17 protein-coding genes are annotated in these 17,457 nt (G+C 35.9%); 15 read left to right on the forward strand and 2 right to left on the reverse strand.

Annotated elements, in window-relative coordinates; translation table 11 throughout:
* Window positions 1-75 precede the first annotated feature (75 nt).
* The 8 genes from BW983_RS07285 (at window position 76) to proC (ending at window position 10,656) form a co-directional block, all read left to right on the forward strand.
* A complete protein-coding gene (locus tag BW983_RS07285; protein ID WP_076551226.1) occupies window positions 76-1,281 on the forward strand; it encodes a pyridoxal phosphate-dependent aminotransferase in 1,206 nt (401 codons plus the stop codon).
* A 14-nt stretch (window positions 1,282-1,295) separates the two neighbouring features.
* Window positions 1,296-1,778: a hypothetical protein gene (locus BW983_RS07290; RefSeq protein ID WP_076551228.1), complete on the forward strand. Its 483-nt coding sequence runs from the start codon at window positions 1,296-1,298 to the stop codon at window positions 1,776-1,778.
* Window positions 1,779-1,782: 4 nt separating this feature from the next.
* Window positions 1,783-2,796, forward strand: coding sequence for a UDP-N-acetylmuramate dehydrogenase (gene murB / locus BW983_RS07295; RefSeq protein ID WP_076551229.1), 1,014 nt, complete (start codon window positions 1,783-1,785; stop codon window positions 2,794-2,796).
* Between the two features lie 139 nt (window positions 2,797-2,935).
* Window positions 2,936-5,689, forward strand: coding sequence for a TonB-dependent receptor (locus BW983_RS07300; protein WP_076551231.1), 2,754 nt, complete (start codon window positions 2,936-2,938; stop codon window positions 5,687-5,689).
* 21 nt (window positions 5,690-5,710) lie between these two features.
* Window positions 5,711-6,940: a DUF4876 domain-containing protein gene (locus BW983_RS07305; protein ID WP_076551232.1), complete on the forward strand. Its 1,230-nt coding sequence runs from the start codon at window positions 5,711-5,713 to the stop codon at window positions 6,938-6,940.
* 21 nt (window positions 6,941-6,961) lie between these two features.
* Window positions 6,962-8,494, forward strand: coding sequence for a DUF6850 family outer membrane beta-barrel protein (locus tag BW983_RS07310; protein ID WP_076551234.1), 1,533 nt, complete (start codon window positions 6,962-6,964; stop codon window positions 8,492-8,494).
* A gap of 2 nt (window positions 8,495-8,496) precedes the next feature.
* The gene (locus BW983_RS07315; RefSeq protein ID WP_076551235.1) at window positions 8,497-9,645 is read left to right on the forward strand and encodes a cytochrome-c peroxidase; all 1,149 of its coding nucleotides are present in this window, start codon (window positions 8,497-8,499) and stop codon (window positions 9,643-9,645) included.
* Window positions 9,646-9,852: 207 nt separating this feature from the next.
* A complete protein-coding gene (gene proC / locus BW983_RS07320) occupies window positions 9,853-10,656 on the forward strand; it encodes a pyrroline-5-carboxylate reductase (RefSeq protein ID WP_076551237.1) in 804 nt (267 codons plus the stop codon).
* On the opposite strand, the gene BW983_RS07325 is transcribed toward proC, so the two are convergent.
* Window positions 10,637-11,059, reverse strand: a complete 423-nt coding sequence (locus tag BW983_RS07325) for a VanZ family protein (RefSeq protein WP_076551238.1) — start codon at window positions 11,057-11,059, stop codon at window positions 10,637-10,639. The two genes, proC and BW983_RS07325, sit on opposite strands and share 20 nt — an antisense overlap.
* A gap of 55 nt (window positions 11,060-11,114) precedes the next feature.
* On the opposite strand from BW983_RS07325, the gene lnt reads away from it, so the two are divergent.
* A complete protein-coding gene (lnt, locus tag BW983_RS07330; RefSeq protein ID WP_076551240.1) occupies window positions 11,115-12,749 on the forward strand; it encodes an apolipoprotein N-acyltransferase in 1,635 nt (544 codons plus the stop codon).
* 280 nt (window positions 12,750-13,029) lie between these two features.
* On the opposite strand, the gene BW983_RS07335 is transcribed toward lnt, so the two are convergent.
* Window positions 13,030-14,748, reverse strand: coding sequence for a T9SS type A sorting domain-containing protein (locus BW983_RS07335; RefSeq protein ID WP_076551241.1), 1,719 nt, complete (start codon window positions 14,746-14,748; stop codon window positions 13,030-13,032).
* 242 nt (window positions 14,749-14,990) lie between these two features.
* Between BW983_RS07335 and rpmB the strand changes: the two genes are divergently transcribed.
* The 6 genes from rpmB (at window position 14,991) to BW983_RS07365 (ending at window position 17,456) form a co-directional block, all read left to right on the forward strand.
* A complete protein-coding gene (rpmB, locus tag BW983_RS07340; protein ID WP_002976757.1) occupies window positions 14,991-15,233 on the forward strand; it encodes a 50S ribosomal protein L28 in 243 nt (80 codons plus the stop codon).
* Between the two features lie 6 nt (window positions 15,234-15,239).
* Complete coding sequence (rpmG, locus tag BW983_RS07345) at window positions 15,240-15,422, forward strand: 50S ribosomal protein L33 (protein ID WP_027373683.1); 183 nt, start codon at window positions 15,240-15,242, stop codon at window positions 15,420-15,422.
* Window positions 15,423-15,442: 20 nt separating this feature from the next.
* A complete protein-coding gene (locus BW983_RS07350) occupies window positions 15,443-15,592 on the forward strand; it encodes a DUF4295 family protein (RefSeq protein WP_065722020.1) in 150 nt (49 codons plus the stop codon).
* 153 nt (window positions 15,593-15,745) lie between these two features.
* Window positions 15,746-16,153 (forward strand): RidA family protein, encoded by a 408-nt coding sequence (locus BW983_RS07355; protein ID WP_228408981.1) that lies wholly within the window; start codon window positions 15,746-15,748, stop codon window positions 16,151-16,153.
* A gap of 15 nt (window positions 16,154-16,168) precedes the next feature.
* Complete coding sequence (gene ftsY, locus BW983_RS07360; RefSeq protein WP_076551244.1) at window positions 16,169-17,122, forward strand: signal recognition particle-docking protein FtsY; 954 nt, start codon at window positions 16,169-16,171, stop codon at window positions 17,120-17,122.
* Between the two features lie 73 nt (window positions 17,123-17,195).
* Window positions 17,196-17,456, forward strand: coding sequence for a GlsB/YeaQ/YmgE family stress response membrane protein (locus BW983_RS07365; protein ID WP_076551246.1), 261 nt, complete (start codon window positions 17,196-17,198; stop codon window positions 17,454-17,456).
* The last annotated feature ends 1 nt before the right edge of the window (window position 17,457 follow it).

Raw genomic sequence — 17,457 nt, forward strand, 5'->3', positions numbered from 1 at the left:
AAGAATGATCTTCCTTCTCTTAATTTTATTATTGAGAAATTAAATCCTATTTTTGTCATACAAATTTTTTGAACAATGCCGAATATTTCAAACAGAGCACTTCATATGCCGCCATCGCCGGTAAGAAAACTGGTTCCCTTTGCGTTACAAGCAAAACAAAAAGGAATAAAAGTATATCACCTAAATATCGGGCAGCCTGATATTGAAACTCCGGAAACTGCTTTAAATGCTTTAAAGAATATTGATCTTAAAGTATTGGAATATGCGCTTTCTGAAGGGAATATCGAATACAGAAAAGCCCTTACAGAATATTACCATTCATTAGGTTTTTCAGATTTAACACCGGATAGCTTTATTGTTACTAATGGTGGATCTGAAGCACTGAACTTTGCCATCTCTACACTATGTGACGAAGGTGATGAGGTGATCATTCCAGAACCTTATTATGCAAACTATAATGGTTTCACAAGTACATTTGACGTAAATGTAGTAGCGGTACCTTCTACTATTGATACAGGTTTTGCATTACCTCCAATTGAAGAATTCGAGAAAAAAATCACTGAAAAAACAAGAGCAATTGTAATCTGTAACCCAGGAAACCCTACAGGATACCTTTACACTCGTGAAGAGCTTCAAAAACTTTCCGAAATTGCTTTAAAATACGACATTGTAATCATCTCTGACGAAGTATACAGAGAATATGTATATGACGGAAAACAGCAGATCTCAATGCTGGATTTCCCTGAATTAAGCGAAAACTGCATCATTATCGACTCAGAATCCAAGCGTTATTCTATGTGTGGAGTAAGAATCGGATGTATGGTTACCCGTTCTCAAAAAATCCGTAATGCAGCAATGCTTTTTGCTCAGGCAAGATTAAGCCCTGTTCTTTTAGGACAGATTGCAGCGACTGCAGCACATCAGAATGATGGTCCTTACATCAGAGCAGTAAGAGAAGAATACACTCACAGAAGAAATGTTTTAGTAGACCTTTTAAATGCTATTCCTGGGGTAATCTGCCCTAAGCCAAGAGGTGCTTTCTATTGTGTTGCTGAACTTCCGGTAGATGATACTGAGAAATTCGCACAATGGTTGTTAGAGAAATACTCTCTGAACAATGAAACCATCATGGTAGCTCCGGCAGGTGGATTCTACAGCAACCCTGAACTGGGTAAAAAGCAGGTAAGAATTGCTTACGTTCTAAAAGAAGAAGATTTAAAGAAAAGTGCCGAAATTCTGAAAGAAGCTTTAAAAAAGTATAGAGAAGAATTCAGCCTATAAAAAATTATATTTAAATGCCGACAACAAAAAATACTTATCTGAAAATATTTTTTTCGATTCTTTTGCTGTCGGCATTTTTTTCTTGTGATCAGCCCAAGCCCCAAAAAAAGGTCAGCAAGAACCCAAACGAGATCAACTTTATCAGTTTATCCAATGTAGGAGGGCAACTTGGCAATTACAGGATTATAAAAGTCACCAAAGACTCCATCAGTGCTGAAATGGGATTGACAGCCAATCAGACTCATAAAAAATGGGTATCTACAATCAGTCCTGAAGCATGGAAAAAACTGACCTCATCCATCAATATCAAAGATCTGGATTATATCAAAAGTTCTCCAAGTGTACAACCTGTAGACGGAGTTGATGAAACCTTCCAGATCCGTACTCCAAAAAAATCGCACCTGTACGTAAATTCCTATGTGGATACGGTACGTTACAAGCAACTTCAGCAGATTAAAGAGCAATTAGACCAAATTCTTCCAAAAGAATACAAATAAAAACATGCAAGAAAATTTTTCCTTAAAACCTTACAATACATTCGGCGTAGATGCCAAAGCAAAATTCTTCATTAAAATCCATAACATTGAAGAATTAAAAGACGCTCTCAACTTTTCAAAAGAGAAATCTCTGTCACTTTTATTTTTAGGAGGCGGAAGTAATATTCTTCTGACAAAGGATTTTGATGGTCTTGCTATTAAGCTTAATTTAAGAGGTATTTCCGAGGAAAATCTTAACGACAATGAAGTTCTGGTTACGGCAAAAGCAGGAGAAAACTGGCATGAATTCGTGATGTTTTGCCTGAGTAAAAACTATGGTGGACTGGAAAATCTTTCTTTGATTCCTGGAAATGTGGGGACTTCTCCTATGCAGAATATCGGAGCTTATGGAATCGAAATTAAAGATGTATTTGTAAACTGTCAGGTATTAGATTTAGAAAATCAGACTGTAGAAACTTTTGATCTTGAAAAATGCAGATTCGGATACAGAGATTCTATTTTCAAGCAGGAAGGAAAAGGAAAATACATCATCCTGGAAGTTACCTTTAAGCTTACCAAAGAAAATCATCATATTAAAACTGAATATGGCGCTATCACTTCTGAACTACAGAATCTGGGCATTGAAAAACCTACGATTCAGGATGTTTCTCAAGCGGTAATCAATATCCGACAAAGCAAACTACCTGATCCTAAGCAAATAGGAAATGCGGGAAGCTTCTTTAAAAATCCTACGATTCCTTTGGTCCAATTTGAAGCTTTACAGCAAAAGTTTGAAAATATTCAAGGGTATCCTAACGGAGCGATGGTAAAAGTTCCTGCCGGATGGCTGATTGAGCAATGTGGATGGAAAGGAAAACAAATAGGGAATGTAGCTTCACATAAACTTCAGTCTTTAGTAATCATCAATGCTACTGGTACCGCTACCGGAAAAGAAATCTTTGATTTTTCCACTGAAATCATCAATTCTGTAAAAGAAAAATTCGGAATAGAACTCGAAAGGGAAGTGAATATTATATAACTTCCACATCAGATTATATAACATTATCCGGATTATATTTCTGATTTTTGTCTTATTATTTTAATTTATTCTAAATAACTATTGGTCAGCATTATTATATTTAATAATTTTGCCACCTGCTTATTTAGAATAAATAAAAATGAATAGATCTTTATTTTTTGTTTTCATTTTGCTTTTCAGCATACAGTTTGTACAGGCTCAAAGTGAAAAATCACAATTGAACATCACTGTTTTTGACGAAAACAATAAAGAATTGGGAGGCGCTTCTGTTACGATTGACCAAATCTCTCTAACCACCGATAAAAATGGTAGCACCGGAATTTCCATATCTAATGGTAAATATCACGTAAAAGTTCTTCACCCAAGTTTCCAGGAAAAGGAACTGAACATCACCCTTACTTCATCTCAAAATATCACAATTAAGCTTCAACCGATTAATAAATTGGAAGAAGTAGTTGTATTTTCTAAAGAGAGTAAAGGCTTAACAACGAAGTCTGTTATTGACAAACAGGCAATGCAGCATTTACAACCTTCAAGTTTCACAGATTTAATGGAACTTCTTCCGGGAGGGCTTGCCAAAACACCTGTCTTAAGTTCTACCAACAGAGCCACTTTAAGAGAAAATACAGGGACATATTCAGGAAATGACTACAATACCTCATCGCTGGGAATTCAGTTTATGATTGATGACAATATCATCAATTCTAATGCAGATATGCAGGTTTCACTGGATAAAAGTCAGTTTTTGGAAGCTCCTAAAAGCAGAGAAACAACGACTTCAGGAGTGGATATGAGAACAATTTCCACCAATGACATTGAAAAAGTGGAAGTTATCCGAGGTATTCCTTCAGCAGCCTATGGAGATTTGACTTCCGGACTGATCAAAATAGAACGTAAAATAAACGCTTCTCCTTTACAGGCGAGGTTCAAGGCGGATGGCTTCAGCAAGCAATATTATGTGAGCAAAGGTTTTAAGATCAATGATAAATGGAATATAACTGCCAGTACAGATTTCCTGGATTCTAAATCTAATCCTACCGATGATTTTGAAAATTACCAGCGTATCACGGCTTCCATTCGTTCAAAGAAGATTTCCACATTATGGTCAAGACCTTTGGAATGGAGATCAACTATTGATTTTTCCACGAATATTGACAATAAAAAGTATGATCCTGATAACGGATATCCTTCTACAGACAAGTATGAGTCCAACAATAAAAGAATCAGCTTAACAAATAACTTCATCTACCAGCTGGATAAAAGTTCTTTTTTCAATAAATTAACTTTGAACACAGCGATTCGTCAAGGCTTTGAAAAGATAGAACAGGTAAAACTGGTTCAATTATCTGGTCCCCGTGCTTTTTCACTTGCAACTGAACAGGGTGAAAACGTAGGCTATTTTCCAGACCTCCGATATATTGCTGAATTTTCCACAGAAGGAAAACCTTTAGATATAACGGCTTTTTTACAGGCAAACGGAACAAAGAAAACATTCGGAATTACTCACCAGTATGAAGCGGGACTTGATTGGAGATATTCAAAGAACAATGGTAGAGGTCTTCAATACGACATGAGAACACCCCCTTCTGCAGGCACAGGAATTACAAGACCCAGACCTTATAATGATATTCCGGCATCTAGTCTTTTGGCAGCATTTATGGGTGATCAGATGAGCTATGCCGTTGATCAGCATAAATTTACATTGTATGCAGGTTTGAGATTATCTAAAAATCTGGGAATCGATAATTCTTTTGCCATCAGTAAAAAGATTTTTGCGGAACCTAGATTGAATTTCCAGTACAGCCTTCCTCACCTGATGATCAATAATTATCCTTTAAAAACAGATGTTACATTAGGATACGGTCTTTTCTATAAACAACCTACTCTATTGATGCTTTACCCAAATAATGAATATTGGGATTATACTCAGCTGAATTATTACCACAATGATGCACAATACCGATATGTCAACTTCATGACTTATATTCAGTCAAGAGAGAACAAGGAAATTGAGGCAGCAAAAAGTATTAAGAAAGAAATCCGTTTAGATCTTGCCTATAGAAATCATGAGTTCTTTTTGACCTATTTTAAAGAAAATATGACCAATGGATTCCGTGCTATGGATGAAACAACCGTTCATCACTATAAACAATATGATGCTACAAAAGTAGATCCTTCTCTATGGACTTCTAACGGACCTGATTTAACGGGTGTACCTTATGAAATGAGAAGAATTTTCGGAGTTTTTTCTACAACAAGAAATGGTAGTGAAACCTTAAAGCAAGGGATTGAGTTTGGCTATACTTCACCAAGAATCAAGGCAATCAATACGAGATTCACTTTCACGGGGGCATGGTTTAAAACACAATACAGAAATTCCACTCCTTTTATCTGGAAACCTACGGTAAGTATTGGTGCAGATGGCTATCCATATTACGGTATTTATAAGAATGATTTTGGATATGTGAATTCCAATTTAAATTACAACCTGCTTATAGACACCTATCTTCCAAGTCTGGATATGATTGTATCAGCTTCTATACAGGGAAGTTTGTATGATCATCAGCGAAACGACAGAAGAATTGCTGAACCTATTTCTTATTATGGATTGGATGGCGTGGCACATCCTTTTGTAGAGGCGGACAAAACAGATATTTATAAACAATGGCTGGTAAGAAATGTTTCCGTTTCAGATAATTTGGACAGGCTTACCACCTTTACAATAGCAGGAAACATAAAAGTTACCAAAAGTATTTATAAAGCTCTTCGTACTTCTCTATTTGTCAACAGACTTTTTAACTATGGTGCTCCTTATACCTTCAACAATGTAAAAGTTTACAGAAAAAGAATGAATACACCATACTTCGGAATGGAATTAAACTACAATTTTTAAACATATCAAAAGTTAAGTAACATGAAAAAAAGAATTTTACTATTAAGTTTTGTAGCCATGATGGGTACTGCATTTACAGTGACATCATGTACTGATGATGATTTCGGGGTACAAACCGGACAAAACGGGGTGTTAACTTTATCTTTTACAGGAGAAAATATTGCCTCTTATGAAAATCTGGATATTGAAGTAAGAGAAGTAAATACAGGTATTGTTATTGCTGAAAAAAGCCAAAAAGCTAGTTCTGTTTCTATAGAAGTTCCGCATGGTTCTTACAAAATTATGGTAAATGGTAAGGTAGTAACCAACCAAATGGAAACTACTGATGCAGCTGGTTCATCCAGTGTAGATATTACCAAACTTGTGACTAATGTTACAGTTCCTTTATACTTTAAGGCATTTCATGAAGACTTTATCATCGAAGAGGTATTCTTTACAGGAATCAAAACTCCGGATGGTAAAAACTACAACTCAAGCCGTTATTTTAAAATTGTAAACAACACGGATAAAGTTTTATATGCAGATAACCTGATCATCGGACAATCACAGTTCATGACAACGGAAGATGATAATCCTACACCGTACGATTCTAACCAGTATTTTCCTGTAAAAGGAGTCTTAGTTTTACCAACCCAACCAGGAGGATATGCTGTACAACCAGGAGATTTTATTGTAGTAGCAGACAATGCTATCAATCATAAAGCACAGACAAGTACAGCTTTTGATCTTCACAATGCAGACTTTGAATATCCTTCAAAAGCTCCGGCACTTGGACAAGTTGACAATCCTGCTGTACCTAATGCAGAAGTTGTTTTTACTACAGCAAAAGATATGTTCATCATGCATAACAGAGGATTTGAAAGTTATGTTATTGCCCGTTTTCCAGCAGGAGAATCAAAAACAACATTCCTTCAAAACCGTAAATATGATTTCAGCTATATCAATTCAGCCGGAAACGTTACCAAAAGAAGTGTTTATTCAATCCCGAATTCATGGATCATAGACGGTGTAAATAACAGTGTTCCTACCAAGTTTGTACATACATTAACTTCTCCTAGTATTGATGCAGGATGGACTTCTGCCGGTACAATAGATAGCGACCCGAACCGTTTCGGAAAATCTGTAAGACGTAAAATCATCGGAAAAATGGGTGCTGGCAAAAACCTTTATATGGACACCAACAATTCATCCAATGATTTTGTGAAAGATTCCGAAGCAAGTTTAAAAAACGGTATTGTTCATCCGGAATAATACAATCCTTTTCAATACATTATGCTAAATATAAAAACATCTTTCTTTCTGTTACTTACCAATATGTGTTTTCTTTCTGTGAAGGCACAGGACAGCATCAGTCTTTTTAAGACGATCAACAATCAGTATGATACGGAAAGAGATTTTAAAGATAATTTCTTCTCAAACCCGGCTTCAATGTCGGGTTATAGCCCATCTTCATTTTCAGAATTCAGTGTCGGATATCATAAAAACGATAAAAAAGTTTATCGTCAACAATTGGGAAATGGCGATAAAGGGTTGACTTTTGAAGCAAAATCATTTCAAAAATTAAAACCCAACCGATATGTCTGGGGAAATGCAAGCTACCAGAACCTGAAAACCGGACTTGTAAGATGGAATGAATCATTAGACTACGATCGTGTAACTCCTTACATCATCGCCGATTCTGCCGGTGGAAAATTGAACGTTGAACGTTATCAATTTACGGGTGGATATTTACAAAAATTCAAAAAATGGACTGTTGCTGGGCAGGTAAGCTATCTTGCTCAAATGGGGTATCGCGCAAAGGACCCGAGAATGAAAAGTACAACTTCTGATCTGCGTATAAAAGCCGGGCTGAATTATAATATTTTCAGAGAATATGAAATAGGAGTTTTTGGAGAATTTAATAAATATACCCAAAACAATTCTATAACTTTCCAAAGCTTACTGGGAAGACCTTATACTTATCAAATGACGAGTTTCGGGTTTTCGAATTATCTTTTTAACGGAAGTAGTAATCCCAATACTGTTTTTGAAGAGTTTGCTTATAAAGGAGGTTTACAGATCATGAATAAACAGGGAAAAGATTTCTATCTTCAGGCTGCTTTAGGCAGATCCAACAATATTAAAAGCTATGTCAACAGCCTTTCTTCCAACATATTTTTTGATCTTTCCGATCTGGAAAATAAAACTATTGAAGTAGAAGGCGCCAAATTTTTCAGCATTAATGAAAAAAACAGATTTGGATTTTTGGCAAACTTTTCCTCTTCTGTAAAGACAGGTTCCGAGTACGGTTATTCGTTAAATACAGCAAGTCTCCAACAGATCCTAAAAAGAAAATCATATCGAAAGGAAGATTACATTACTTCTGTAAAAGGATTTTATCAATACAATCAGGAAACCTATTCTATTACAGCAACTCCTTTTTTCGCCTATGAAGAGATCAAAGAAAGAAGACTTTACCCTTCTGCAGGACAGAAATTTGTATACTCCTATTTCGGAATCAATGCGGATTATAAACAACAGATCAAGGAAAATCAAATCCTGACAATACAACCCTACTTCTCACAAAGAACAGTGGGTAAAACAGTGAATGCTTTCACCTCTGCCGGAAATGCTGCTGTGGATGCGTGGATTCTTGAAGACTATATTTTTCAGGCAAGTGATATTACGACTTTCGGTGCTTCGGCAAGATATGATTTTAAATTACAGAAACTTCCTGCGTTCTTTGTATGTGCTCAATATCAGTCTCAGAAGATTCAGAAAAAAAATAATAATTTTGTGGGTGCAAGCATAGGGATAACGTTTTAAACATGAAAAAACTAATATACTGGGGATTAGGTGGAATATCAATGATTTTATTGAGCTTTACACCTAAAGTAAACCAGGATTTACTGGACCTTCAGGATCCTACCATTGAAGATATTGTTAAAAGCTATAAAAAGGCAATTTCAGAATGGCCAAAACCAACTATTGATTATGGTGTAAAATGGCAGGAATTTGCTCCTATTAAAACAGATTCCACATTTTTTGAGGAACAGGACAAACCAAATGTTATTCTTGGAAAAACATTATTCTTTGATCCGAAATTATCCCAATCCAACCAGATTTCGTGCAGTTCATGCCATGACCCGGAAATGGGTTGGTCAGATAGACGACATGTAGCATTAGGAAACAATCACCTTCAAGGTAACAGAAATACAATATCATTGTACAACATCTCAGAAAGACAGTTATTTTTCTGGGACGGAAGAGCAAAAACTCTTGAAGAACAGGCAGCTGGTCCATTGGGAGCACATCACGAAATGGCAATGGATGTGAAGACCTTACCAGCTAAAATTCAGGCATTAAAAGGATATAAACCTCTTTTCAAAAATGCATACGGTGATGAAAAAGTCACTTATGACAGAATCGTAAAAGCAATAGCAGATTTTCAGAAAACGATTAAAAGCCAGCCAAGTCGTTTTGATAAATTCCTTGAAGGAAAATACAACGCGATGTCTGATGAAGAAATCTACGGGATGCATATTTTCAGAACAAAAGCGCGCTGTATGAACTGTCACAGCGGGCAATACCTTACAGACGAATCTTTTCATAATATTGGTTTAACGTATTATAAAAGAAAATATGAAGATCTTGGACTGTATAATATTACCAAGAAAGCTGAAGATGTAGGTAAATTCAAAACACCTCAGCTGAGAGATCTTCTGCTTACACAGCCTTGGATGCACAACGGATTATTCGGCGAACTGGAAGGAGTAGTCAATATGTACAACAGTGGAATGCACATGATAGATCCTTCTCCTGAAGCCAAACAGCAGGACCCGCTTTATCCTGTAACGGATCCTTTACTGAAGCCATTAAAACTTACCAAAGAAGAAAAAAAAGCTTTAGTCTCTTTCCTGGAAGCTCTTTCCGGAACAAAATATAAAATGAGGAGACCAGAATTTCCTGTAGAATAAAAAAGGTCCGGCAAATGCCGGACCTTTTTGCATGGAAACTGGAGGATGGAAGTGAGGAATACATTACACGTTCAATAACTCAATTACTTTTGATACATACTTTAACATCAAAATGATTTCCATACTACAATAAACTCCATCTTCCTAGCTCAGCCCTCTTTCCTATCACAATAAAAAACATTATTTTCGTTAAAAAATCAGCACAGCATGAAAATAGCTATTTTGGGAGCCGGAAATATGGGATTGTCCTTTTCAAAATCATTTTTGAAATACGAGCTCATCAAACCGGAAAATCTTCATCTTATTACCAGAAGCAAATCTAAGATCTCCAAAATAGCGGAAGAATTCCCCAAATCCAAAACATCCACTTTTGATGAGGTAACAGAATTAGATGCCGACTTAATCATCATTGCTGTAAAACCTCCGGATTTTCAAAATGTTGTCCAAAATATTCAGTTTAGATTAAAGGAAAATCAGATGGTATTATCCATCATGGCAGGGATCAATATTGAAAAAATTCAAAAATCATTAAACCATCCCTTAGTTGTAAGAGCTATGCCTAACTCTCCTACTCTTTTAGGAATGGGAATCACGGGTTATACAGCAGCAGAAGGAATTTCTTTCAGCCAGCTTATCAATATAGAACGATTACTGAACAGCACAGGAAGATCAGTGTATCTGGAGGACGAAAATTTATTGGATGGTGTTACTGCACTTTCAGGAAGTGGTCCTGCCTATTTCTACTACATCATTGATGCAATGATCAAAGCCGGAATCGAAATGGGAATTGAAGAAAACCTTTCAAAACTTCTTGTAAAGCAGACGATGCTTGGAGCTTATCATCTGATCAATAATTCGGAAAAGAATCTTGAAGAGCTTATTAAAGATGTGGCATCCAAAGGCGGAACTACTGAAGCGGCATTAAAAACTTTCGAGGAAAATCATTTCAAAGAAATTTTAAAACAAGGAATCCTAAATGCTGAAAAACGAGCTAAAGAACTAAATTCCTAAACTTTTTTTCAATAAATCTGCAAAGTAACCAACCTAAATATACCCCAAAAGTATTCAGGATGATATCGTCTATCTCAAATATTCCCATCCTTGTAAAATATTGAAGTGCTTCTACAATGGTAATGGCTGGAATAAAATTAAGAACAAGAGTCTTTAAATCTCTCAGTTTGGGAAAAATCCATCCAAGAAAACCAAAGGGAATAAACATTACTATATTTCCAAGAACAATCATTACAATTTCCTTCCAGTCTCTTACTCCCTGTATAAAATTGATGGTAGAAAATATAGGTTCTACTGTAATCAGGTTATCATCATACTGAAATCTGCCCATCCCGAGAAACATCAGGTACAGCAAAAACAATGTATACGGAACGATAACAGTTTTATATATTTTCTTTAACATCAGATGCTAATATATTCATTTCAAAAACATTAAATTTGTATGTTAAAATAATTTAATGAAATACGTTCTACTTACACTTATTTCAGCAATGCTGCTGTCGGTCTCTTGGCCTACTTATGGAGTTCCGTTTTTTATATTTTTTGCTCTTGTTCCTCTTCTAATGATGGAACATGGAATTTCAAAATTTTCAAGTTATAAAAGAAAAGGCTGGGTCGTTTTCGGACTCTCTTACCTTTGTTTTATCATCTGGAATATTGTCACTACCGGATGGTTGTACGGTTCCAAAAACCCGGATGGAAGCCATTCTATGATGGCAGTTGTCTTTCCGGTGCTTGTAAACTCCCTTTTGTACTCGTTGGTTTTCCAGTGTTATCATTGGTATAAAAATGCACAGGGAACCTATTGGGGACTTGGATTCTTTATCGCTATTTGGATGAGTTTTGAAAAATTTCACCTGAATTGGGAACTTACATGGCCATGGCTGAACTTAGGAAATGTATTTTCAGATTATCCTAAATTGATTCAATGGTACGATACTTTAGGAGCAACTGGTGGAAGCTTCTGGATTCTATTAATCAATGTTTTAATTTTCTACACTGTAAGAACGTGGGAAGCCGGAAGGAAGAAAAAAGATCTGATCAAAAACTCTTCTATCATTGCCGCTTTAATTGCAATTCCGATGATCATTTCAGTGATTAAATACAATAGCTTTAATGACAAGCCAATAGGACAGGTCAATGTACTGATGCTACAACCCGATCTTGATCCTTACGCTGAAAAATATTCCAAAGACAGTTTAACGATTGAGCAGGATCTCCTTGCCCTTGCAGGAAAGAATTCTACCACAAAGATTGATTATTATATCGCTCCGGAGACTGCACTTCCGGGCAGAGGCTCAATTTCTGAAACAGGCTTTGAAAAAAGTTTACTGATCAACAATGTAAAAGAATTTTTATCCCAACATCCGGGGTCCGTTTTCGCGACGGGAATATCTTCACACCGTTTGTACTTTAACCCTGCGGCATTGCCTAAGGAAGCTTATCAGATCAATTCCGGTGTGTGGGCAGAAAGTTATAATACAGCAATCCAAATTGCACCACAGCAAAAAGTTCAGGTATATCATAAAGGTAAACTGGTTCCGGGCGTTGAAATTTTCCCTTATATGAGTGTTTTAAAACCTATTCTGGGAGATGCAATGCTTAATCTGGGAGGAACAGTAGCTTCTCTGGGAACCGATAAAGAAAGACTGGCATTTTCTAACCCTTACAACAAAGGAAAAATGGCTCCTATTATTTGCTACGAAAGTATTTATGGAGAATTTGTAACTGATTATGTAAGAAAAGGCGCCAATTTCCTTGGAATTATGACCAACGACTCATGGTGGGGCGTTACAGAAGGACATAAACAGCTTTTATCTTATGCAAAACTGAGAGCCATTGAGACACGAAGAGAAATTGCCCGTGCTGCAAACAGTGGTATTTCAGCGCACATCAATGCAAAAGGTGAGGTAGTAGCTGACACTTTCTATGGTGACCAAACAGCATTATTTGCAAAAGTGAATCTCTATGAAGACTTGACATTCTACTCAAGAGCAGGAGACCTTCTTTCAAGATTTTCAATGTTTGCTTTGGGATTCTTATTGTTCTATTATCTGATTAAATGGTTTCAGGCAAAAACAAAGAAAGCTTAATTTTTAAGTAAATTATACCAATAAATATAGTCTGCGTTATCTGCAAGATCTGAGAACATATATTCTCGCTGATTAAGCTGATAACGCAGATTTTTTATTAAACACTAATTGCAATTGCACAAATTTCTACCCAAATAACCACAAACATCTGTGCAGATCTGTGAAATCTGTGGGAAATATTTAACGATATTTTCATGAAGCTCCCCCAACAGCTTATCACAATAAAAAAGAGAAGCCAGCTGGACGTCTGACTTCTCTCAAGATAGAATAAATGATTCAGTTATTTAATAGTAAGTTTTTTGGTAGTTATTTCATTTTTTATCTTCAGTTTTAAAAGATATACTCCTTTTGGTAAATGAGAAACATTAATAGACTGATCTCCGTTTAATGTTGTATTTAGTTTTCTTCCATCCATTGAATAAATTTCAGCCTCCGAAACTTTATCGCCTTTGATGTAAACCTTATCAGAGGTTGGGTTTGGATAGATAACAAGTTGCTGTTTTGCAAAACTACTGGTAGATTCTTTCGTTGATAATGTACCTAATGTAGAAGCGTCCGAATATACTTTTGAAGCATCTATAGACCTTACACTCCAGTAAACATTCTCAACTGACGGATCTAAATCCAGGAACCATGAAGGTGTTGTTACTACATACTTAGCAATATCCTGTGCTCCTTGAGTTGATCCTACTTTTATTTCATAACGTAATGCATTTGTTGGAGTTTTATCATCCGTTGCACCACTCCATGTAAAATTAAATCTGCTTCCGTTCTTAGACACGTTAAGCTGAGTAGGAGCTGTTGGTTTTGCATTCGTAGTCTGAGCATTATTTTTAAAAAGCTTAGTAAGAGAAGGCATATCCTGACTTGACCAATCAAACCCTGACAACAATACATCCAGATGATGATCATTATTAAAATCAAACAATTGTACCACTCCTGGACCGCCAAGATTATACAATCCTGATGTTGTTCCTTCAGTGAATGTCTGACTAGCCACATTATATAAATAAGTTTTTACAACCGCATTAAAATTAACGTCTCCTGAAATTATAAAATCATAATATCCATCATTGTTTAAATCACCTACGCTTACAGAAGCTTCTGAAATATCAAATGAATTCATCTGCTGAGTCACAAGATTTCCTGTTCCATCATTCATTAAAACAGCCATATAAGGATCATCATTAGGGTCTTTTCCTACAACAACAAGATCCTGAAAACCATCCGCATTAAAATCTGCTACCTCCAGTTTACCGGAAATCAGAGAATCAAGACTCTGAGTATGAACCAATGTTCCACCCTGATTCATATATACTTTAGACACCGGATCTCCATTGATATCTGAACCTATGACAACAACATCCAAAAGCTGATCATTATTAAGGTCTACTACCTTAAAATTTCCGTTCTGAGTACCATCCACCCAGTTTTCAGTCATATCAAACCCAAGTCCTGTATTTTTATAAAAATCGATGGTATTTCTAAATCCTCCTCCATGGGCAGATTGAGTTCCATTCAAGGCGTAATCAGATTTTCCATCATGATTAAAATCAAAAACCTCTATAGAGCCGTAAATTTTCCCGGGAAGTTCCGTTTCTTTAATAAAGCCTACTCCCGTATTTTTAAATCGATATTGTTTATAATTCACAATATCCATATAGCTCTGCCCTGCAGAAATAATATCCATCAACCCATCATTATTGTAATCAATGAACTTTACATCTCCCAGGTGCGTCACATCCCCTCCAAAATCAGTATAAGGCTGTAATGTTGTACCATTATTCTGATATACCTCATTATAGGTAGCATCCGGCTGTCCGTCCCCATCAGAATCTATGGCACCATTGACTACAATATCCAGCGTACCGTTATTATCAACATCAGCAATATCAGCCGCAGAAAAATAAAAGTTATTCATTCCGGTTTGTACCTCAGTAAAACTCTGAGCATACAGACCAACTGGAAGCATAGACAATAGAATATAAATTCTCTTCATATTGTTTTTATTTAGATTAATTAAAAACAAAGATAGAATATTAAATTCTCTGTTTGAAAAAAAGCCTGCATGAAATATATCAGCACTGATTTTCTGCTATATCCCGGAAATTCGGGTATTTTAAAAAATCAATATTATTAATCAGCCACTTATTTACAAATATTTTCCAAAAGATTTGTCTATCTAAAAAATTCTTCGTTATTTTGCACTCTCAAATATTATACAAATAAGAACATCGAGATATGTCAAGAATTTGCCAAATAACAGGAAAGCGTGCAATGGTTGGTAACAACGTTTCTCACGCTAATAACAAAACGAAGCGTCGTTTTGAAATTAACTTATTAGAGAAGAAGTTTTACCTTCCAGAGCAAGATAAGCACGTTACACTGAAAGTATCAGCTCATGGATTGAGAGTGATTAACAAGATTGGAATCGAGGAAGCTATTGAAAGAGCTACTAGAAACGGATTGATTAAAAAGAATTAATAGATCATGGCAAAAAAAGGAAATAGAGTTCAAGTAATCCTTGAATGTACAGAGCACAAAGAAAGCGGTATGCCAGGAATGTCTAGATACATTTCTACAAAAAATAAAAAGAACACTACAGAGAGATTAGAGCTTAAAAAGTATAATCCTGTTCTTAAGAGATCTACCCTTCACAAAGAAATTAAGTAATTTTTAAATAATAACTTACCATGGCAAAGAAAGTAGTAGCAACCCTACAAACCGGGTCAAAAAAAATGACTAAAGTGGTGAAAATGGTGAAGTCTTCTAAATCAGGAGCTTACGTTTTCGAAGAAAAAGTAATGAATGCTGATGAAGTAGATGGTTATTTGAAAAAATAATTAATACTTTGTTTACAATATAAAAAAACTACTCATATTTTGGGTAGTTTTTTTGTTATCTTTGTTCACCAGATTATTAATCAGTGAAATATGAAGAAGATTTTCGTTTTAATATGTATAATCAGCTTTCAGCTTTCATTCAGCCAGAAAACAATGAACACAATAGAATATAAAAGTTCTTCAAAGGTTTTCAGCATTCCCGGATTATCACAATCAGTAAGTATTGATTGTGGAAACTCCAAAATGATTTTATTATCTGGTCAGGTTCCTTTAAATTCAGAAGGAATCTTGGTGGGAAATAATGTAGAGGAACAAACACATCAGATTTTCAAAAACATTGAAAACATTTTGAAAGAATATGGAGGTACAGGAAAAGATGTTGTCAAACTTGGAATCTTCATTACAGACATCTCAAAAACTCCTGACTTCAGAAAAGTTAGAGATCTGTATGTCAATCTTCAAAATCCTCCTGTAAGCAGCCTTGTAGAAGTAAGTAAGCTTTTCAGAAATGATGTGTTGATAGAAGTAGAAGCCACAGCAGTGATTAACAACAAAAAATAAGAATAAACTAAAACTATGAGTTGGTTTAAAAATATTTTCAAAAAGGAAGAAAAAGAAACTCTGGATAAAGGATTGGAAAAATCCAGCCAGGGATTCTTTGAAAAAATGACGAAGGCCGTAGTCGGTAAAAGCAAAGTAGATGACGAAGTTCTGGATGATCTGGAAGAAGTACTGATTGCATCTGACGTAGGCGCCTCCACAACCATCAAAATCATAGAAAGAATTGAAGAACGCGTTGCCCGTGATAAATATGTTGGGGTAAGCGAACTGGACAATATTCTTCGTGAAGAAATTTCAGGACTACTGCTTGAAAATCCTCATGCAGGGACAGGAAATATCGATACTACAAAAAAGCCATATGTAATTATGGTAGTTGGGGTAAACGGGGTTGGAAAAACAACCACTATTGGAAAACTTTCTCACCAGTTCAAATCTGAAGGGAAGAAAGTGGTTCTTGGAGCTGCGGATACCTTCAGAGCTGCAGCAGTTGATCAGCTTGTTATCTGGAGTGAAAGAGTGGGTGTTCCTATCGTAAAACAGGAAATGGGGTCCGATCCTGCTTCTGTAGCTTTTGATACCGTACAAAGTGCTGTTGCTCAAAATGCAGACGTTGTTATCATTGATACCGCAGGAAGACTTCACAACAAGATCAACCTGATGAATGAGCTTTCAAAAATCAAAAGAGTAATGCAAAAGGTAATTCCTGATGCACCTCATGAGATTCTATTAGTTCTTGATGGTTCTACAGGACAAAATGCATTTGAACAGGCAAAACAGTTTACAGCAGCTACAGAAGTAAATGCTTTAGCAGTAACAAAACTTGATGGAACAGCAAAAGGAGGTGTTGTAATCGGTATCTCAGATCAGTTCCAAATTCCGGTAAAATATATTGGGGTAGGTGAAAAAATGCAAGATCTGCAACTTTTCAATGGTACGGAATTTGTAGACTCATTCTTCAAGAAAAGATGATTTATATCATGTTTTCCCTTATCTTAGTATAACAAATCAATTTTAAATATTAACAGTTAAAAAATTTGCAACTATGGGAATTATAACATGGATTTTATTCGGTCTTATTGCAGGTGCAATTGCTAAACTTATCATGCCTGGAAGTCAGGGAGGAGGTTGGTTAATTACCATTATCCTTGGAATTGTTGGAGCATTTGTAGGAGGAGCTATAGGAGTTTACATTTTACATTGGGGAGACGTCACCTCATTCTGGAATCCAAGAAGCTGGATTCTCGCTATCGGAGGAGCTTTAATTGTGCTCTGGATTTACGGAATGGCAACAAAGAAAAGTTGAT

Origin of the sequence: Chryseobacterium ureilyticum, assembly GCF_900156735.1 — a bacterium.
Classification (GTDB): Bacteria; Bacteroidota; Bacteroidia; order Flavobacteriales; family Weeksellaceae; genus Chryseobacterium; species Chryseobacterium ureilyticum.

Coding starts and splice junctions, on each gene's coding strand:
- BW983_RS07365 (WP_076551246.1), top strand. CDS start 17,196: ATGGGAATTATAACATGGATTTTATTCGGTCTTATTGCAGGTGCAATT.
- BW983_RS07355 (WP_228408981.1), top strand. CDS start 15,746: ATGAACACAATAGAATATAAAAGTTCTTCAAAGGTTTTCAGCATTCCC.
- rpmB (WP_002976757.1), top strand. CDS start 14,991: ATGTCAAGAATTTGCCAAATAACAGGAAAGCGTGCAATGGTTGGTAAC.
- ftsY (WP_076551244.1), top strand. CDS start 16,169: ATGAGTTGGTTTAAAAATATTTTCAAAAAGGAAGAAAAAGAAACTCTG.
- proC (WP_076551237.1), top strand. CDS start 9,853: ATGAAAATAGCTATTTTGGGAGCCGGAAATATGGGATTGTCCTTTTCA.
- BW983_RS07310 (WP_076551234.1), top strand. CDS start 6,962: ATGCTAAATATAAAAACATCTTTCTTTCTGTTACTTACCAATATGTGT.
- BW983_RS07315 (WP_076551235.1), top strand. CDS start 8,497: ATGAAAAAACTAATATACTGGGGATTAGGTGGAATATCAATGATTTTA.
- BW983_RS07290 (WP_076551228.1), top strand. CDS start 1,296: ATGCCGACAACAAAAAATACTTATCTGAAAATATTTTTTTCGATTCTT.
- BW983_RS07325 (WP_076551238.1), bottom strand. CDS start 11,059: ATGTTAAAGAAAATATATAAAACTGTTATCGTTCCGTATACATTGTTT.
- BW983_RS07285 (WP_076551226.1), top strand. CDS start 76: ATGCCGAATATTTCAAACAGAGCACTTCATATGCCGCCATCGCCGGTA.
- BW983_RS07300 (WP_076551231.1), top strand. CDS start 2,936: ATGAATAGATCTTTATTTTTTGTTTTCATTTTGCTTTTCAGCATACAG.
- murB (WP_076551229.1), top strand. CDS start 1,783: ATGCAAGAAAATTTTTCCTTAAAACCTTACAATACATTCGGCGTAGAT.
- rpmG (WP_027373683.1), top strand. CDS start 15,240: ATGGCAAAAAAAGGAAATAGAGTTCAAGTAATCCTTGAATGTACAGAG.
- BW983_RS07335 (WP_076551241.1), bottom strand. CDS start 14,748: ATGAAGAGAATTTATATTCTATTGTCTATGCTTCCAGTTGGTCTGTAT.
- BW983_RS07350 (WP_065722020.1), top strand. CDS start 15,443: ATGGCAAAGAAAGTAGTAGCAACCCTACAAACCGGGTCAAAAAAAATG.
- lnt (WP_076551240.1), top strand. CDS start 11,115: ATGAAATACGTTCTACTTACACTTATTTCAGCAATGCTGCTGTCGGTC.
- BW983_RS07305 (WP_076551232.1), top strand. CDS start 5,711: ATGAAAAAAAGAATTTTACTATTAAGTTTTGTAGCCATGATGGGTACT.